Source organism: Flavobacterium limi (assembly GCF_010645075.1).
In the GTDB taxonomy this organism is placed as follows: domain Bacteria; phylum Bacteroidota; class Bacteroidia; order Flavobacteriales; family Flavobacteriaceae; genus Flavobacterium; species Flavobacterium limi.
In genome coordinates this window covers 60,230-76,249 of the sequence record NZ_JAADZV010000013.1, presented here as the reverse complement: position 1 = coordinate 76,249, position 16,020 = coordinate 60,230, and the positions used below count along the sequence as shown (strand labels likewise).

General features: G+C 37.5%; 15 protein-coding genes. 3 read left to right on the top strand and 12 right to left on the bottom strand.

The features are described from left to right. Window positions 1-79: 79 nt before the first annotated feature. The 5 genes from GXM16_RS20855 to GXM16_RS20835 all read right to left on the bottom strand — a co-directional run bounded on the left by GXM16_RS20855 (window position 80) and on the right by GXM16_RS20835 (window position 5,188). Window positions 80-1,216 (bottom strand): hypothetical protein, encoded by a 1,137-nt coding sequence (locus GXM16_RS20855; RefSeq protein ID WP_163396433.1) that lies wholly within the window; start codon window positions 1,214-1,216, stop codon window positions 80-82. Continuing rightward, complete coding sequence (gene glf, locus GXM16_RS20850) at window positions 1,217-2,350, bottom strand: UDP-galactopyranose mutase (protein ID WP_163396432.1); 1,134 nt, start codon at window positions 2,348-2,350, stop codon at window positions 1,217-1,219. After that, a complete protein-coding gene (locus GXM16_RS20845) occupies window positions 2,347-3,486 on the bottom strand; it encodes a glycosyltransferase (protein ID WP_163396431.1) in 1,140 nt (379 codons plus the stop codon). Before GXM16_RS20845 ends, glf begins: the two co-directional genes overlap by 4 nt. A gap of 583 nt (window positions 3,487-4,069) precedes the next feature. Then, window positions 4,070-4,612, bottom strand: a complete 543-nt coding sequence (locus GXM16_RS20840) for a DUF2243 domain-containing protein (RefSeq protein WP_208797404.1) — start codon at window positions 4,610-4,612, stop codon at window positions 4,070-4,072. A gap of 213 nt (window positions 4,613-4,825) precedes the next feature. Then, complete coding sequence (locus GXM16_RS20835) at window positions 4,826-5,188, bottom strand: SPW repeat domain-containing protein (protein ID WP_163396430.1); 363 nt, start codon at window positions 5,186-5,188, stop codon at window positions 4,826-4,828. A 308-nt stretch (window positions 5,189-5,496) separates the two neighbouring features. On the opposite strand from GXM16_RS20835, the gene GXM16_RS20830 reads away from it, so the two are divergent. Genes GXM16_RS20830 through GXM16_RS23105 form a run of 3 tightly spaced genes read left to right on the top strand, consistent with a single transcriptional unit; the run spans window position 5,497 to window position 7,594 of the window. Then, window positions 5,497-6,654, top strand: a complete 1,158-nt coding sequence (locus tag GXM16_RS20830; RefSeq protein WP_163396429.1) for a zinc-dependent alcohol dehydrogenase — start codon at window positions 5,497-5,499, stop codon at window positions 6,652-6,654. 16 nt (window positions 6,655-6,670) lie between these two features. Next, the gene (locus tag GXM16_RS20825) at window positions 6,671-7,210 is read left to right on the top strand and encodes a hypothetical protein (RefSeq protein ID WP_163396428.1); all 540 of its coding nucleotides are present in this window, start codon (window positions 6,671-6,673) and stop codon (window positions 7,208-7,210) included. A 36-nt stretch (window positions 7,211-7,246) separates the two neighbouring features. Next, complete coding sequence (locus GXM16_RS23105) at window positions 7,247-7,594, top strand: SPW repeat domain-containing protein (RefSeq protein ID WP_373285447.1); 348 nt, start codon at window positions 7,247-7,249, stop codon at window positions 7,592-7,594. Between the two features lie 171 nt (window positions 7,595-7,765). Here GXM16_RS23105 and ligD read toward each other — a convergent pair whose 3' ends face one another. The 7 genes from ligD to GXM16_RS20785 all read right to left on the bottom strand — a co-directional run bounded on the left by ligD (window position 7,766) and on the right by GXM16_RS20785 (window position 15,949). Then, a complete protein-coding gene (ligD, locus tag GXM16_RS20815; protein WP_163396426.1) occupies window positions 7,766-8,179 on the bottom strand; it encodes a non-homologous end-joining DNA ligase LigD in 414 nt (137 codons plus the stop codon). A 223-nt stretch (window positions 8,180-8,402) separates the two neighbouring features. Then, window positions 8,403-8,684, bottom strand: a complete 282-nt coding sequence (locus GXM16_RS20810) for a hypothetical protein (protein ID WP_163396425.1) — start codon at window positions 8,682-8,684, stop codon at window positions 8,403-8,405. Window positions 8,685-8,716: 32 nt separating this feature from the next. Then, window positions 8,717-8,992, bottom strand: a complete 276-nt coding sequence (locus tag GXM16_RS20805; RefSeq protein ID WP_163396361.1) for a DUF2188 domain-containing protein — start codon at window positions 8,990-8,992, stop codon at window positions 8,717-8,719. A 5-nt stretch (window positions 8,993-8,997) separates the two neighbouring features. Further along, window positions 8,998-9,177, bottom strand: coding sequence for a DUF3606 domain-containing protein (locus GXM16_RS20800; RefSeq protein WP_163396424.1), 180 nt, complete (start codon window positions 9,175-9,177; stop codon window positions 8,998-9,000). 125 nt (window positions 9,178-9,302) lie between these two features. Next, the gene (locus GXM16_RS20795; RefSeq protein WP_163396423.1) at window positions 9,303-12,563 is read right to left on the bottom strand and encodes a CheR family methyltransferase; all 3,261 of its coding nucleotides are present in this window, start codon (window positions 12,561-12,563) and stop codon (window positions 9,303-9,305) included. Window positions 12,564-13,087: 524 nt separating this feature from the next. Further along, window positions 13,088-13,435 (bottom strand): hypothetical protein, encoded by a 348-nt coding sequence (locus tag GXM16_RS20790; RefSeq protein ID WP_163396422.1) that lies wholly within the window; start codon window positions 13,433-13,435, stop codon window positions 13,088-13,090. Window positions 13,436-13,627: 192 nt separating this feature from the next. Next, a complete protein-coding gene (locus tag GXM16_RS20785) occupies window positions 13,628-15,949 on the bottom strand; it encodes an ATP-dependent helicase (RefSeq protein ID WP_163396421.1) in 2,322 nt (773 codons plus the stop codon). Between the last annotated feature and the right edge of the window lie 71 nt (window positions 15,950-16,020).

The following is a 16,020-nucleotide window of genomic DNA, read 5'->3' as shown; positions in this document are numbered from 1 at the left end:
TATTGTTATATCATTTAAACATTCCCATTTGTAACCATTTATGATAATGTTATTGAAAAAGCAATGCTCCTTATCAATATTATTTAAAAAGGCCAACTAACTGTTCTAATATATTTTTTTTGACAAGAAATGAATTTTGCGCTTTAAGGACCGCTTCAATATAGCTTTGGTGTGCAATGCGGTTTTTGTTTCCGTCCAAATCCCATATACCGCAATTGCTGTATTGCGCGAGATTGTCCCAGTCAGGCCTGTCTGTTACGGGGTATATGCAGATGCCTCTTAAGTCAACCCCATTTTTTTTTGCAATCAGGCACTCGGCAGCGATTTCTTCCAGCCATTCAACGCGTCCTGAACCTATATGTCCGGTTTCTGAAATGATTACCGGCTTCTTGTACCGGCTGTAAGCATTTTGAAGTAATTCTGAAAAAGGCGTTCTTTTTTTTGCTGTATCGGGCCACCCAAGCGATTCACCATTTCCTTTCCATTGGCAGTTCCAATAGTAATTAAATCCAAGTATTTCAAGGAAATCTTCAGACCCGCCCAGTTCAGGACACATCCTTCCGGCAATAATGTCCATGGCCTGAAATTGATGTTCATTTAGCGCTGTAACATCTTCAATACCTATTGGGTGTATCTTAACCAGAGGTTCCACCAGAATAATAAGGCAGTTTGGATCTGTTTCCTTCAGTTTTTTTATCCCCAGGATGGCTGCTTTGCATAGATGATATTTTATATCCCATCCGCTGTTAACAGCAAAAGGTACAGTTCCACGCACATCGCCGGAATGCCAGGATAAAAAGCTAATTTCATTGATTGGAACTACTAATAACTGACAGTTGGAATGTTGTTTGTGAAAAAGGGCAAATGCTTCGCACAACTCTTCAAACCGCCTACAGAAATGAGGATGCGTTGGATAAATTCCATCCGGGTAACCAAAATGCACCAAATCCCAAATCTGCTGTACACCTTGCTTTTGTGCAATTTGCATGCGGCTAAGTATTTGTGAAAAATCAAATTTGCCGGGAGCGATTTCTACATCGCTCCAGCATATTCCTTCACGAACCGTTTTGATTCTTATTTCATCCAGTAATTTATAATCTTCAGCAAAACGTAGATCATGCTGGGTTTCTTTTAAAAGACTGACCCTTTCACCAGAACGGTTGATGTGATCTGCACATTCGAATCCTCCCATAAAAAAAGTAGTAAAATGGTCCATTTATACTGCGGTTTTGAATTCACTGTCTTTTTCCAGCTGATGAAATAAATCCAGGGCGTTTTTAAACGCCTGATCCATATTAAAATATTTATAATTTGCGAGTCTTCCCACAAAATAGACGTCGGTTAGCTTATCGGCTTCAGCCTTATATCGTGCATAGATCTCCTGATTTTTAGGATTGGGCACTGGGTAGTACGGTTCTCCTTGATCAACAGTAAATTCTTTTACTACCGTAGTTTTATCAGATATCTGATTTCCAAAATGTTTATACTCGATGATGCGGGTGAAATCGACTTCGGTACCCGGATAATTTACTACCGAATTTTCCTGAAAAAATTCTGCATCAACTGTTTCACTGACAAAGTTGATTGAGCGGTATTCCAGTTTTTCAATTAGACTGTGCCTAAATTCAAAGAAACGGTCTACAGGTCCGGTGTAAAACAATTTTTCGTATCCTTTGTATTGATGCTTAACATCGAAATAATCTGTTTCCAATAAAATATCAATGTTCGGATGATCCAGCATATTTTCAAACAATTGTGTGTAGCCACCAACAGGAAGCGCCTGAAAGATATCCGAAAAATAACGATCATCATAGTTGGTGCGCACGGGAATTCGATCCAGAACCGAAGCATCAAGTTCAGCAGGGTACTTGTCCCATTGCTTTTTGGTATAATGCTTGAACATTTTCTCGTACAATACCAATCCTACACGATTTAAGACGGCTTCCTCACCATTGGCAGGTTTCTCAAATGGCTCGCGATTTTCTTCCAGCCAATTTTTCATTTGTTCTTCATTGGTGATGCTAGCATCAAATAGTTTATTTACAGTAGTTATATTCACAGGAATTGGAACGGTTTTATCATCAACCCTGGCAATGACCTTATGCTCCCACGAATACCAGTCAGAGAACGTATTGACGTAATTCCAGACCTGTTCTTCATTGGTATGAAACAAATGTGCCCCATACTTCGATACCAATATTCCGTTATCGTCTGTATAGTCATAGCAGTTGCCTGCAATATGGTTGCGTTTTTCAATAATCAGCACCTTTTTTCCGATAGATGCATAGCGCTCTGCTAATACGGCTCCGGAAATACCAGCGCCAATAATTAAAATGTCGATGTGTTTCATTTGGCAAATAGTTTAATAATACTTTCCATTTCACGTGCAGTAGTGTCCCAGGAGGTTTTTTCTAATATCATAACATAGTCGTTTTCCATACCTGTGAGATCTGTATCGTCGCAGAGAAAAGCAATTGAATTGGTAAACTCTTCAGTATTTTCTATCAGGCTTACACAATGATCGTAGTCACGCACTACATCGATAATACGGGTAGAAATGATTGGCTTTCTGGCGGCCATATATTCCAGCGTTTTGGTCGGGCTTATAAATTTTGTGGCGTCGTTCAGAGCAAAAGGCATCATAGCAATGTCAAATGCTTTAAGATAATGTGGTAATTCATCGTAGGATTTCATACCAAGATAATGGATATTAGCTGCCTTGGGAAGCTCTGATTCGTGAATCTTAGCCAGCGGACCTATCATTACAAAGGATACATCAGGCAGTTGTTCAGCAGTTTTGCGCAGTAGCTCTAAGTCAATTCTTTCATCAATTACGCCATAATAACCGACGACAGGAGATGGTAAAGGAGAAATGTCATCGGGAAGGCTAATTCCGTTAAGAGCCTTTGCAAAATGCGGCTCATCTACTGAACTAGGGAAACAGTAAACATTGTTATTAAATTGTTTTTTTGATTCGTACAAGGATTTACCTCCGGTAAATATGATATCTGCATTAGCCATTAGGTATTTTTCCTGATTAATAAGTTGTTCAGGAGCACCTTTGAACAGCGACAGCTCATCCATGCAATCATAAACAATCGTATCAAATTCAAAATAATCCAGAAGTGGACAGAATGATGCTGAATAAAACCAGCCAATCGGAATATTTTTATGGGACACATAAGACGAAATAATATCTGCAATTGATGCAATGTCACTTACATTAAGTTGTAGAACATGGAGATTGTCATTTACAACAATCAGATTACCAAACTCTCTGTTTTGATGATCATCTATTGGTTCTTCTATAAATAAGACCTTCATTGATTTAGCCATGCGACTGATAATGTGCTGTGGTCTCTGGTATACAAACTGCCATCGCAAGTGGCAGAATACGATCATATCATATTGGGATTTGTTTTGATTCACAGTGCCTGACTCAGCGGGTCTGTTTATTTTTTGTTGTTGTTTTAAATTGTTCATCATGATGTTTAATTTTATAGGCCATTCCGGCTATTAACTAATCTTATAGCTTTCAGGCTGCATTGGTTGATGTATAATTGTTTAAGTTTTTATACCTGCAATTCAGTATAATTCGATATTCCTACAAAAGTACTTCAGGTTTCTGGCAGCAAAAAATATAGAAAGTAATTGACGGATTATGAGTATTTTAATTATAGTTATTTAAGTTTTATTCAAGCGCATAACTCTTATTTCAAATTTTTTTAAGCAGTGTTATTTGAGATCAAAACTAAGATTACAATGAATGGGTTATTTTCATGATTTAAGGCATTGATTACACAATTACCATATTGGCGTGGAACTCCGACAGATAGTACAACGTAAACGGAACCGGTAGAGCAGTAGGAACCGGAAAACACGGACAGGTTCGGAAGGCACTGGTACTGGTACTGATGCAACTGGAACCGATACGAAGTCAAATGACGGTGCTGGCTCAGGTAGTTCTTTAGCAACAAGGAAAGTAATTGATGTTACTTTTGCAAAAAAGCCTGTTATGGATAACAGGCTTTTTTGCATTTGTAAGTTGAATTAATTTTATTAAACAGTATCAAAGATCATCTGACGGTATTGGACGCGATACCTGCATAATACCTGCAAGCAGCAGCAGCACACTAAAAAATAAAAATCCGTAGTTCCACCAATCCTGAGCAGTGCTAAACTCCCTCACATTATGAAGCTTTAAAATATGGTGATTAAGAATTCCTTCAAGCAGGTTAAAGATAGCCCATCCCAAAAGCATTCCTCCAGTTAGTAGTCGATGGAATTTTGAAGTGTATTTCCGTTGTAGTACTTTCCATAGCAACCATATTCCGATAATTGTGACCACGAGTGTGAACAGATGGAAAATCCCATCCCAGAACATATTCGTATTTTTCGTAATAACAGTTACAGGTGCAATTTTATTGGACAACATTTCGTGCCATTGCAGGATCTGATGTAACACGATTCCGTCGATAAATCCTCCAATACCAATTCCGAGAACCATACTTGCAGCAGTCAGAGGTGTTTTGGGAGAATGCAAAGCAAGACTGGAGTTTTTCTTATACGGGTCAGGTTTATTCAAAGCAATGATAGAGAGGCCTGTTACCACAAATGCTAACACTACAAAACCCAAAAGCAGTAGGGGATTATTCCAAAAGCTGGTGCTAATTGCCCGGCCAACTTCTGGATTGCAGTTTATGCACGAATATCCGCTTGTGGCATATAAAAGCGAAATAACAACTAAGATGTTTTGGCTGGATTTTTTGCCTTTGACCAATTTTTGATTTATCATTATCTTTAGATTTAAAAATGAAAATGGCTTCTAAACTTCTACTTCCCTTGTAATTTTATGACTTGTCAGGATACTTACCAATATCTCAATTATGCCCAGTGTAAGGTGGGGTCCATACACTGTTTCGGCAAAACCAAACAGCCATGGTGATGTGGCAAGAAATACACCTGAAAGGAAATCAAGCGTAAGATGGATTTTCATCGGAATAATTTTCACCAGTCCAAGTTCATAGTTGGTCAGTATACTATAGACTACCGCTGCAGCGCCGGCAGCATAGAAAACAATGCCCTGGACTGTTTCATGACCTAAATCAAATAAAGAAGGGCATGCAATTAAAAAGATACCCATAATATAATCCATATATCCGTGGGTTTTTGTGTCAATAATCTTCATAACATAATGTTTTAGTGAATAGTTAAATACATCCATTTTTTGGATTGCTAGTCAAACTTCAAATAATTTCAGCGTAACCGCTTACATGTCAAATCATTTATGTTATAGAATTTCTAGAAACTAAATAATAGATTCTTATAGTATGAATTATATATTATTAATAATCAGTGAGTAATAGGGTAATTTTGTAATTCTTGATTAAAAAAATATAATTAGCAACCACTCTGCTTACATAAATTGCTGTTTCTTCTCGGTATTACGTGTTGAGATTAATTCAAAAATCAAGTTTAACTTTAAAAACTAAAATTATGCTGGCAATGAACTATAGAGGGCCTCACAGGGTCCGTGCGGATTATGATATGCCGTATCCTGAAATATTGCATCCGCAGGATGCAATAGTCAAAGTACTACGCTCCTGTATTTGCGGCTCAGATCTTCACCTGTACCATGGACTAGTACCTGACACTCGTGTAGGATCTACCTTTGGACACGAATTTATAGGTGAGATTGTTGATGTCGGAAGTGCGATACAAAATCTTAAAACTGGCGACCGGGTAATGGTGCCTTTTAATATCGCATGTGGTAAATGCGCCTTTTGCCGTCAGGAACTTTATGGCAACTGCCATGAATCTAACCCCGGTGCAACTGCGGTGGGAGGAATATTTGGATATTCCCATACAGCCGGTGGATATAATGGGGGACAGGCAGAGTATGTAAGAGTACCCTATGCAGATGTTGGGCCTGTTGTAATACCAGAATGGATGCATGCCGATGATGCAGTGCTGCTCACTGATGTTGTTCCTACTGGTTATCAGGCCGCCGAGATGGGAGGTATACAGCCAGGTGATACTGTAGTTGTATTTGGCGCAGGACCAATCGGAATAATGGCAGCAAAATGTTCCTGGCTTTTTGGTGCTGGTCGTGTGATTATTATTGATCATATTGATTATCGTCTGGAGTTTGCCGAAAAGTATGCTCAATGTGAAGCATTTAATTTCAACTCAATCGGCGATCCGGTCGTTTTCCTTAAAACAATCACTGATTCTCTAGGCGCGGATGTGTGCATTGACGCAGTAGGTTGTGAAGCAGCTGGCAATGCGGTCAACACTCTTACAGGCCGACGCATGCTTTTGCAGGGAGGCTCAACAACTGCGTTGCATTGGGCAATCAATGGAGTCAAAAAGGGAGGAATCGTTTCAATCGTAGGTGTATACGGTCCAATTGACAGCCTCATTCCAATAGGAAACGTAGTTAACAAAGGTATTACCATACGTGCCAATCAGGCTTCTGTCAAAAGGTTGTTGCCTCGATTAATCGAACATGTGGAGTCTGGAGTACTCGATCCTAAAGGTCTTATAACACATAAAGTTCCGTTGGAAGAAGTGTCGGATGCTTACCATATCTTTTCTTCCAAACTAGACAATTGTATAAAGGCGGTTTTAATTCCTCCTTCCGCAAATCAATAACTTAAAATATTTCGATATGATGACAGATCAAACCAGCCCTCAAGATTTTAGAAATGACAGAATGGGCAAATATAGCCATATAAAAGGATGGGGTATAGACATCAATCCATCAAATGATCCCACCTATCCAATAAAGAAGCGTAATAATGCAGAGCATGAAGGATATGTTTGGGAGCGTCCCCAGCAGCAGGAAGAAACAGTTGAAATACTGCAGTCAGTTGAGAGGCCAAATATTACCGCTGTATATGGAACAGCGCGTCCACCTTCGGGCCTCAGCGGTATGATCAGACGATTAGCCTACCAATATAGTGAATCAAGCTACGGACGCTGGCTTCCCCTTGTACTTGCTGATCGAATACAGGTAGCCGAAGGAATTTTAGAAGACTTTTCCAAAGGATACATTCCAAATATCCCGAAGGAAATTGGGATGAAGTCGGACTGGAAATATAATAAAAAAGCTTTTTTTACTAAGTTGACCATTGGGGCACTATTAGTAGCCGTGGCTGTTGTAGCTGTCATGAGTCCATCTGCTGATAAAAGTGAGAAGCTGTCGTAGCAAGGAGTTAAATAGTATTATTAAAGTTTAAATATAATGAAATTGTTAAGTACCAATATCCATAGTGTAATGGATTATATAGTAGGAGGGCTCTTAGTAGTGTGCCCATTACTTTTTTCGATAAATTCAAATTCTGCAGGGGGTATTACATTATACGCTGCTGGCGGCACGTTACTGTTGCATAATATTATAACAAAGTATGAAGCAGGTATATTTAGAATTTTGCCTTTAAGGATTCACTTATTGTTGGAGGTTATCATTGGGATTTTTCTCGCTGCGTCACCCTGGCTGCTAAACTTTTCAGGGACAGTATTTCTGCCTCACTTGCTTTTCGGTTTATTGGCAATTGGTAACGGAGTAATGAGGAGAGCGGAAACACCGTAATTAAAAAAAGCTGTCTCAAGACAGCTTTTTTAGTTTATGGAATTTTGGAAAGTAGCATTTAAAAATAGTTTTTTAAGACTTTGTGCTTTTTGAAGTGCCACAGACATATCGATACCTTCCAAATGTTTCTTGAAAAACATCACCATGTTCCCGCACCTTTGTGTGACATTTTTAATAGTGAAATCTTTCATCTGAAGTCCTTTTTTTAACTTCGTCCCAGTTGTAATGGCATAGAGACAGTAGCTCCAGGCTTAGGGCGCAATGAATACGGTCAATCAATAGTTGCTCCGGGTCAGTTCTGTAAAAATCAAGATATATTTTACCTGCCCTATTTTTTATCTGGCGCTCCATACTGGTAAATTCAGGAAGTCTTTTGGGAACCATGCTCACAATTAATTTGGCAAAAAGCTGTGACTGATCATAAGTGTATTGGGCGGTAAGGGGAATATACATATGGATTTCGGTTGAACCTGAAGTTTTACCAAAACCTTTAATGCCTATCACATCAAATATATTTTTAACTTCCCAAGCTGCCTGTGTTACCTGTTCAAAAGTGTTTTGGTCGGGATCAAGATCTATTACCAATAGTCAGTTTATCAGGATTGCTTTAAGAATTGCCTGGCGTTCAAAGACCGGCAATTCCATTTTATTAGTTCCATTGTACCCACAGCAAATCACAAACATAAAAAACAAGCGAGATAACCGTCGGCTTCGCTGCGCCAGTTTTGCAAAGCGCTAAAACCCGGCGGTTCTGTTTCCTTTATAACCATAATTTCGCCATCGATGACAGCGTCAATAGACCATTTTTTCAATTGCTCTGCAATAGGATAATATTTTTCGATAAAGGATTTATTATTGCGCGACAAAAGTTCGACATTGCTATCGTTGATATAGCCAATAGCGCGGTATCAATCCCACTTTTCCTCATAATCCATTTTGAATTATCAAATGGCTCATCGACAAGCGTCGCCAGCATAGGTTTAATTTTGGAAGGAATTTTAACGTTGATGCCTTTTTTCAAAAGCTCCTCTAATGCCGGATCTTCACCGATTTTCTCTCTATTATGCCGCGGTTTTTGCGTTTTTGCCATGATCAGACATTTAAATTGAACGGACTTATTTTTTAGAAGCTTTCAGCATATCTATGCATCATTTGGGTGATCATCTTTTGCAGTATCATTATTTTTAACTGATTAACATACAGGTCAGAAGGCTCCAACGCATGCTGATCACTGTGATTTTCAAGCAGTAAACGTGCCTGTTTAAGGCCTGTTGCAATTGCAACCCCTTCTTCGGCTCCTTCTGTAAGCAGAGCGTTGGCGATTTCTACACCTTTTTCGCGTACGGCGATTGGCTGATTTTTATAGGAGGGAGGATAATCCCCGTTATACCAAGGCATAATAATTAAGTTTTTTGTTTTAAGTGCTTTTCAACATCTGCTGCCAGGGAACCTGCTTCGCGTACAGCCTCTTTAAGCTCCTCTGCTGTGATATTGAATTTTTCTGACCAATATTGCAGTTCATAGCTTTCATTTACATTAATACGCGAATCGTCGCTTTTTCCGGTTTTTGATTTATCGTCCATGTTACTTAAATTTAAAATGAATAGTGTATTTAATGCAATGTATGATGACATACTAAAATGTACTTATAACATGTTTCCTAAATTTTATAGGATTCGTACCTATTTTATGGATGCCCGTTTAAAGATTAATTTTTACTGTAAACATCTGCAAAAGAGACTTCAAGAGGAAGGTAGATATGAATTGTCGTTCCTACACCGGGTGAGCTCGAAGCACTTATATAGCCTTTATGATTGGATATAATCTGTTTTGCAAGAGCTAAGCCCAATCCTGTACCGTATCGTTGGTCATTGCCCTGTAATTTATAGAAAGGATCAAACACAAGAGTTTCAAATTCCTTATCGAATCCACTACCATTATCGCTCACCGATATTTTAATGTACTCGGTGGATGCATCCGCTCTAAGCTTCTTAAATTCATCCGGCTCGGGAATGCTGGCAGCAACTCTTACTTCAGGACGAATATCGGGTTTGCAGTATTTAACGGCATTTGAAATCAAATGCATAAATAATACCTGAATCTGAAGTGGTATGATACGCAATGGAGGAAGGTTATCGGTTTCAATAATGGCTTTTTTTTCATTGATAGAAGGCTTCAGGTCATTAATAGCTTTTTTTAAGATGCTGTTTAAGTCTGTTTTTTTGAATTTCCTTTCCTGAAAGTTAATTTTGGAGTAACTAATTAGATCTTCCATCAACTGATTCAGGTTTGCTGCGGTACTCAACAAACGATTAAGATTGTGTCTCTCTGTTTCGGTTAAGGATTTTTCGCTATCAATTACTTTTTTTCCAAACATATAAATCTTTCGCACGGGATCCAGCAGATTGTGACTTGCTGCCGCGGTAAAAGATTCAAGCGCTTTGCTGTGCTGTTGGAGCTCAATGTTTTTAGCTGTTAAGATTTCATTAGCCTCTTCCAGGTCGGTGATGTCTTCAAAAGCTAGTAGGATGAGGTTTTCCGGAATTGACTCATTGATTGTCGCAGCCGTGACCAGCATCGTTTTTTTTCTGCCATTGGCATCAAACTGTACTTTTATGTTTTCTACAGGCTCACTACGACTAATCTTTTTTAGTATGTTTTCTTTCAACTCATCAGTATTCCATTGAGAATTACCAATATCTAATATTGAAAATCCTTCCGTATTACCTTCTTTCATCCTGAAATAACTGTAAAAAGCCGGGTTGGCACTATGAACAATAAAATTTTTATCGATAATAAGAAGCGGCTCTTTAATTGTTTTCACAATGGATTCATAAAAATTACGCATTGACCAGAGTTCACTGCGACGGTCACGTAATTCATCATTTGTAAAAGAAAGCTCTTTATTATTAGAACGGAGTTCCTCGGCAGCGGTTTCAAGCTGTTCGTTTAAAAGCTGCAATTCATCGGTACGTCTTAATAATTCTTCGTTGGTTGTTCGGAGTTCTTCAAAATAAATCTGGTGTTCCTCACTTAGCTGCCTGAAATCTTCCTGAAGCAAAACCAGTTCCTTTGAATTGTTTTTTTCATCCCCATCAGTTGTTGATTTTCGTAATGGTCTGGGATAAAAAATAATCAGCAGTAATTCAGTATCAGAAGGAAGATAAACAGCCTCAAACGAAGTGGCAAAATTCTGATGTTTGACTTTGATGTTTTCTACCTTGAAGTTTTTTTTGTCGCTTCGCGATTTCAGGATTGTATTTTCAAGAGCAAAACGAAGTTCCTCATGCACCATATTTAAGACGTTAAATGTAGGCCGTCCGGATGGCTGTTGAAAAAATTGGCTTGTGTCACCATGAAAGTGTACAATTTCAAAATCTTCACGGATAAGGACTGCTGCCGGAGTATATTGTTCTAACAGAATGTCTGCGACAATTTTTCTAAATTTTTTTTCGCCTGTATTCTGGCTATATGTATCTATTTTATTTTTGATATGATGATCGCCGGTCAACTGTATATAGGGGTGGAAGTGGCTTTCTGAATTTCTGCGCAGGTATATTTTTTCTTTTTTTTCAACAGCTTCAAAAAAACTCTGGGCACTATATGCAGATTCCGCTTTTCCAAGAAATAAAAAACCATTTTCCCGAAGTGCATAATGAAAAGAGGCCAATATCTGGTTCTGCAGTTCACTGTCAAAATAAATTAAAACATTTCGGCATATTATAAAATCAATTTTAGAAAATGGAAAATCCTGTGTCAGATCATGAACAGAAAACACGCAATTGTCACGTATAATATTATTGACATGATAACCGCTTTCCCTTTTTACGAAATATTTATTAATTCTGGCTTCATCAATATTTTTCAAATCTTGGTGGGTATAAATCCCGGTTCGTGCTTTCTCAATACATCTGGGCAAAAGGTCAGAGGCAAATATTTTTACTGTAATTTGTTTGTTGCCTGTCTTTTCAAGATATTCGTCCAGACATATTGCAAGCGAGTATACTTCTTCGCCGGTGGCACATCCCGCAGACCAGATTCTCAGTTCATTGCCATGTAAATTTTCTATCAGAGAAGGAAATACAATAGTTGACAAACTTTCAAAAAACTGAATATCCCTGAAAAAATAAGTAACCGGAATCAGAATATCACTAAACAGTAGTTCTTGTTCAGCAGGATTATTTTTAAGAAGGGACAAGTAACGCTCGGCAGTTTCCTGTTTAGTAATTACCATTCTTTTGGCAATTCTTCTTCGGAGAGTCTGATTTTTATAATGATGAAAGTTAGTTCCTTTTCTACGTACAATTACATTTATGATACTCTCAAAAATACTGTCCTGATCAACTATATTTTCCTCTTGCTGATAAGCGTGATTAACTATATAACTGCTTCTGATCTCCAAAAGGGTAGGAGCCGTTTTTTCTGGTGTTGTGAAATAATCAATAAATTCATGAGTCGACTTGTTCAGTGCAAAACCTGTTTTGGTTACAGCAGAAACAGCGGCACCACCCATTTCCTTTATTTTTTTTAAACCAGCAGATCCGTCGAGAGTTGGCCAGTAAAGAAGCAAACCTATGGCATAAGTCCCATATTTGTGGGCAATTGAATTATAGAATAAATCCAGAAAATTAGTGGTACGGTTGCTTCGGTTATTCGCCTTTATAATGAGTTCACCATTTTCCATTACAAGAAAATTATTATTGGGAATCACATAAATATTATCTACATGCAGTTCTACTGTACTGACAATTTCCTGAACTGGAATTTTTGCCTCTGTGGCAAGAAGAGTAGTCAGGTTTTCATGCTGTGGCAGCGAAAGGTCTTCAAAAATTAAGAAGGTCATCCCGGAATTTTCGGGCAAAGAAGAAATAATTTTTATTAATGTATCAATTTCCGATGCAGCTGTTCCTATGGCAACAACAGGAAACTGAGGACTGATTAGTTCTATATCTGTAGCAGGGGTGTTCATGGCTTAAATTTTTTAATGAGCGATTTTTATTTGTTTGCTGTACATGCGACAGCCTCCCAACTAGTGGCGGCATATAAAAAATGCTGATATCAAAATCAAGTTTTAATTAAATTTTATTTCAAGGCTTTTTTCAGATGTATATTTTTCCTGGAGAGGAAACATTGAGAGGATCCCAATGAGCGGATATAGAATAGCCCGCAATTAAAAAATATACGCACCTAAAAAGTAGGAATCAGTCCGGTAGGATATCGTCTTGCGATTAGGACTAAAGTGTCAATTTTCTTCATAGTCATATATCATGATCTAACTTGTTTTATACTTGTATTTTCTCGATTAATTGGATGGGATGTAAATATATTCTCATTATAGAAGTATTTTTTATATAATTTTTTCAAATTGTTTCAGAATTACCATTTTAATACAATAAACAGGTACATATATATTATTTCTTAGAAAATAATTTACTTCAAAAAGCCAATAACAATGTATCGGCTTTAGTACGGATATTTTTTACATTTTGAGAATCAGTCAATCTTTTGACTGTCATCTGCAAATGTTTCCGGTTCTATTTCTTCATCAGGATCATCATCTAATTCTTCATAATCATTTTCATCATAATCCTCCTCATCTTCCGGATCACTTTCGTCAAAATCGTCTTCTTCCAGGCTGTCATCAAAATCCTGTTGCAAATCATCCTGATTTTCGCTTTCTATGGCGTTAGAAAATTCGCTGTCCGTGTAATTATTATCACTTGCCAACAATAATTCCTCAGGATTGTTTTCATCTCCAACAGATGGTTGGTAATCACTTCCATTATTAGTTTCTGGGTTAGTATCACGATGATTGTCATAATCGTTATAGTACGTTTTCATAATAGTATATTTTAGTTAATAGAATAAAATTTATTCATTGCAAACTCCTTGCAATCATTAATCTAAAATTATATGATAATGGTCATTCGTTTTTATATGATTCTCAATGATAGTTGTTTAATTTTCACGATTGGATAGTGAAAGAAAATCGGGGCATTTACATTTAAAATAAACTGTGCAAGCTTTTTGCTATCATTTTTTTGCTCCGGAATCTATTTCATCGGGATTTTGATTTTCATGAGTAATAAAAAGTTTTTCATCCTTATCTGTTTCTTCTTCAAATGGATTGGGTGCTGATTTTAGATTTTCGCGCAGATCATCGATACTTGCAAAATCATCAGCCTGATTTTCGTCTGTTTTGTCTTCATCTACTCTTGTCAAAAAACGAAAGCTGAAATCGATGGGTTTTTCTTTTCCGGTTTCCAAAAAAGCGATCGTATATTGATTTTTATCTTCATTTACACCTAGAACTTTTCCTTTGTTCCAGACCGGATGCATGACAAGATCACCAACATTGAATAATAGCGTATTTTCACTTTGTGGATTTTGAGATTTGATTTTACTGTTTTCGATAATCTCTTTAGAAAGTTTGCCTTTTCGGATGTAAAACTCTTCGCTTATTTCAAAAAGAAATCGTGACGGATATTTATTTAAGCCCGTCGTAAAATTAAATCCTTCTGAATCGGTCATGTAAAATCGTTTTTCTGCGCGTGTAATAGCAACGTACATGAGTCTGCGTTCTTCTTCTATTGCGCGTTTCCGTCTTTCTTTTATTGAAAGTGCGCTTGGCAGGACTCCTTCGGTAAAACCACACAAAAATACATAAGGAAATTCAAGACCTTTTGAAATATGGATTGTCATCAATTTAACCTTATCCTGCTGTTCGGTATCAGCATCAAGATCCGTGTAAAGCGCAACTTCCTGCAGATATTCTGAAATGTTGACTGGTCCATTGTTTTCTTTTTCCATCAAAAGCATCGAACTTACAAGCTCCTTAATATTTTCTAACCTGTCTTCGTCACCGTCTTTGCGGTACAACTCCGAAAGTCCGCTTTTGTCCAGAATTATTTTTACCAGGTCTGATATAGATTTGTTCAGAGAAAATTCTTTTAGTTCGCTGATCAGATTAAGAAATTCAACCGCTCCTTTTTTGGCAAGCTCCTTATCGTCTTTGTTTTTCTCTAATGTTGTAAGTAAGGAAAGGTTTTGTTCTGCTGCCAGAAAACTTAGTCTTTCAAGAAATTTTTTGCCCAGACCTCGGGAGGGATGATTGTGCATACGCAAAAAAGAAAAATTATCTCTCTGAACAATTAATCGCAAAAGCGAAAGCACGTCTTTGATTTCTTTTCTTTCAAAAAAACGGATACCGCCAAAAATTGCGTACGGAATATTTTCCTTTATAAGTGCCTGTTCAATATTTCGTGAGATATGGTTGGAGCGGTACAGGATTGTAATATCAGAATAAGCTGCGTTTTCACTTTTTATAATTTCCTTTATTTCAGATGCTACCCAAAGCGTTTCTTCAAAATCATTTTTTCCATGGAAGTGTACTACTTCGACCCCTTCCTTATTGTCCGTGACCATATCTTTGGCAACCCTTACCGTATTATTTTTAATAATATGATTGCCAACCTTGAGTATATTAGGCGTTGAGCGATAGTTCTGGTTCATAATGATGGTTTGGGTATCGGGAAACATTTGGTCGAAATCTACCAGATATTCCGGTTTTGCGCCCCGCCATTCATAAATTGTCTGATCCGGATCGCCTACCAAAAATAAATTATTATGAATACGCGAAAGCATTTCGACAAGCTGGAACTGACTCTCAGAACTATCCTGCGCTTCATCAACCTGAATATAATGCATGTTTTCCTGCCATTTTAAAAGCACATCTGCATTTTGGTTAAGAATAAAAACGGTGAAATGAATCAAATCATCAAAATCAAGCGCATAATTGCGTTTTTGTTTTTCGAGATATTTCTGAAATACCTGACTTGATAAAGTGTCAGTTTCATCGGGTTTAAAATTTTTGTTCTCCAAAATATAACCCAGATAATCTGACGTGCTTTTTGATTTCGAAATAAATCGCAAAACCTGTTTAAATGTCAGATGTTTGGAGTTGATATTTAGTTCGGTAAAAACCTCTCTTAAAATGCTTTTCTGATCTTCCGCATCGAGTATGATAAAATTTTTCGGATAATGGATTTTGTTGATTTCTTCTCTTAAGAACCTTACACAGAAACCGTGATAAGTAGTTATAAAACCTACATCAAAAGTGTCACCAATAAGTGCCTTCACGCGCTTTTTCATTTCCTGAGCGGCCTTGTTGGTAAATGTAACGCACAATATATTAGAAGAATTAATACCCAGACGATCTACAATGTATGCAAAACGGGATGTCAGCGCCTTTGTTTTTCCGGAGCCGGCCCCTGCAATAACGCGTATGTATCCTTCAGTGCTTTTAACAGCCTGAAGCTGATTTGGGTTAAGATTGTCTAAAATCGGATTTTTCATATTTAAAATAGGAGGTCTACTGTATGTTCTAATGTCAGTGTATCAAATTTACTAAATTAAACAGCATGAAA

Excerpts from the sequence above, each read along its gene's own strand:
- GXM16_RS20855 (WP_163396433.1), bottom strand. The coding sequence starts at position 1,216 with ATGGACCATTTTACTACTTTTTTTATGGGAGGATTCGAATGTGCAGAT.
- glf (WP_163396432.1), bottom strand. The coding sequence starts at position 2,350 with ATGAAACACATCGACATTTTAATTATTGGCGCTGGTATTTCCGGAGCC.
- GXM16_RS20845 (WP_163396431.1), bottom strand. The coding sequence starts at position 3,486 with ATGATGAACAATTTAAAACAACAACAAAAAATAAACAGACCCGCTGAG.
- GXM16_RS20835 (WP_163396430.1), bottom strand. The coding sequence starts at position 5,188 with ATGAAGATTATTGACACAAAAACCCACGGATATATGGATTATATTATG.
- GXM16_RS20830 (WP_163396429.1), top strand. The coding sequence starts at position 5,497 with ATGCTGGCAATGAACTATAGAGGGCCTCACAGGGTCCGTGCGGATTAT.
- GXM16_RS20825 (WP_163396428.1), top strand. The coding sequence starts at position 6,671 with ATGATGACAGATCAAACCAGCCCTCAAGATTTTAGAAATGACAGAATG.
- GXM16_RS23105 (WP_373285447.1), top strand. The coding sequence starts at position 7,247 with ATGAAATTGTTAAGTACCAATATCCATAGTGTAATGGATTATATAGTA.
- GXM16_RS20810 (WP_163396425.1), bottom strand. The coding sequence starts at position 8,684 with ATGGCAAAAACGCAAAAACCGCGGCATAATAGAGAGAAAATCGGTGAA.
- GXM16_RS20805 (WP_163396361.1), bottom strand. The coding sequence starts at position 8,992 with ATGCCTTGGTATAACGGGGATTATCCTCCCTCCTATAAAAATCAGCCA.
- GXM16_RS20800 (WP_163396424.1), bottom strand. The coding sequence starts at position 9,177 with ATGGACGATAAATCAAAAACCGGAAAAAGCGACGATTCGCGTATTAAT.
- GXM16_RS20795 (WP_163396423.1), bottom strand. The coding sequence starts at position 12,563 with ATGAACACCCCTGCTACAGATATAGAACTAATCAGTCCTCAGTTTCCT.
- GXM16_RS20790 (WP_163396422.1), bottom strand. The coding sequence starts at position 13,435 with ATGAAAACGTACTATAACGATTATGACAATCATCGTGATACTAACCCA.
- GXM16_RS20785 (WP_163396421.1), bottom strand. The coding sequence starts at position 15,949 with ATGAAAAATCCGATTTTAGACAATCTTAACCCAAATCAGCTTCAGGCT.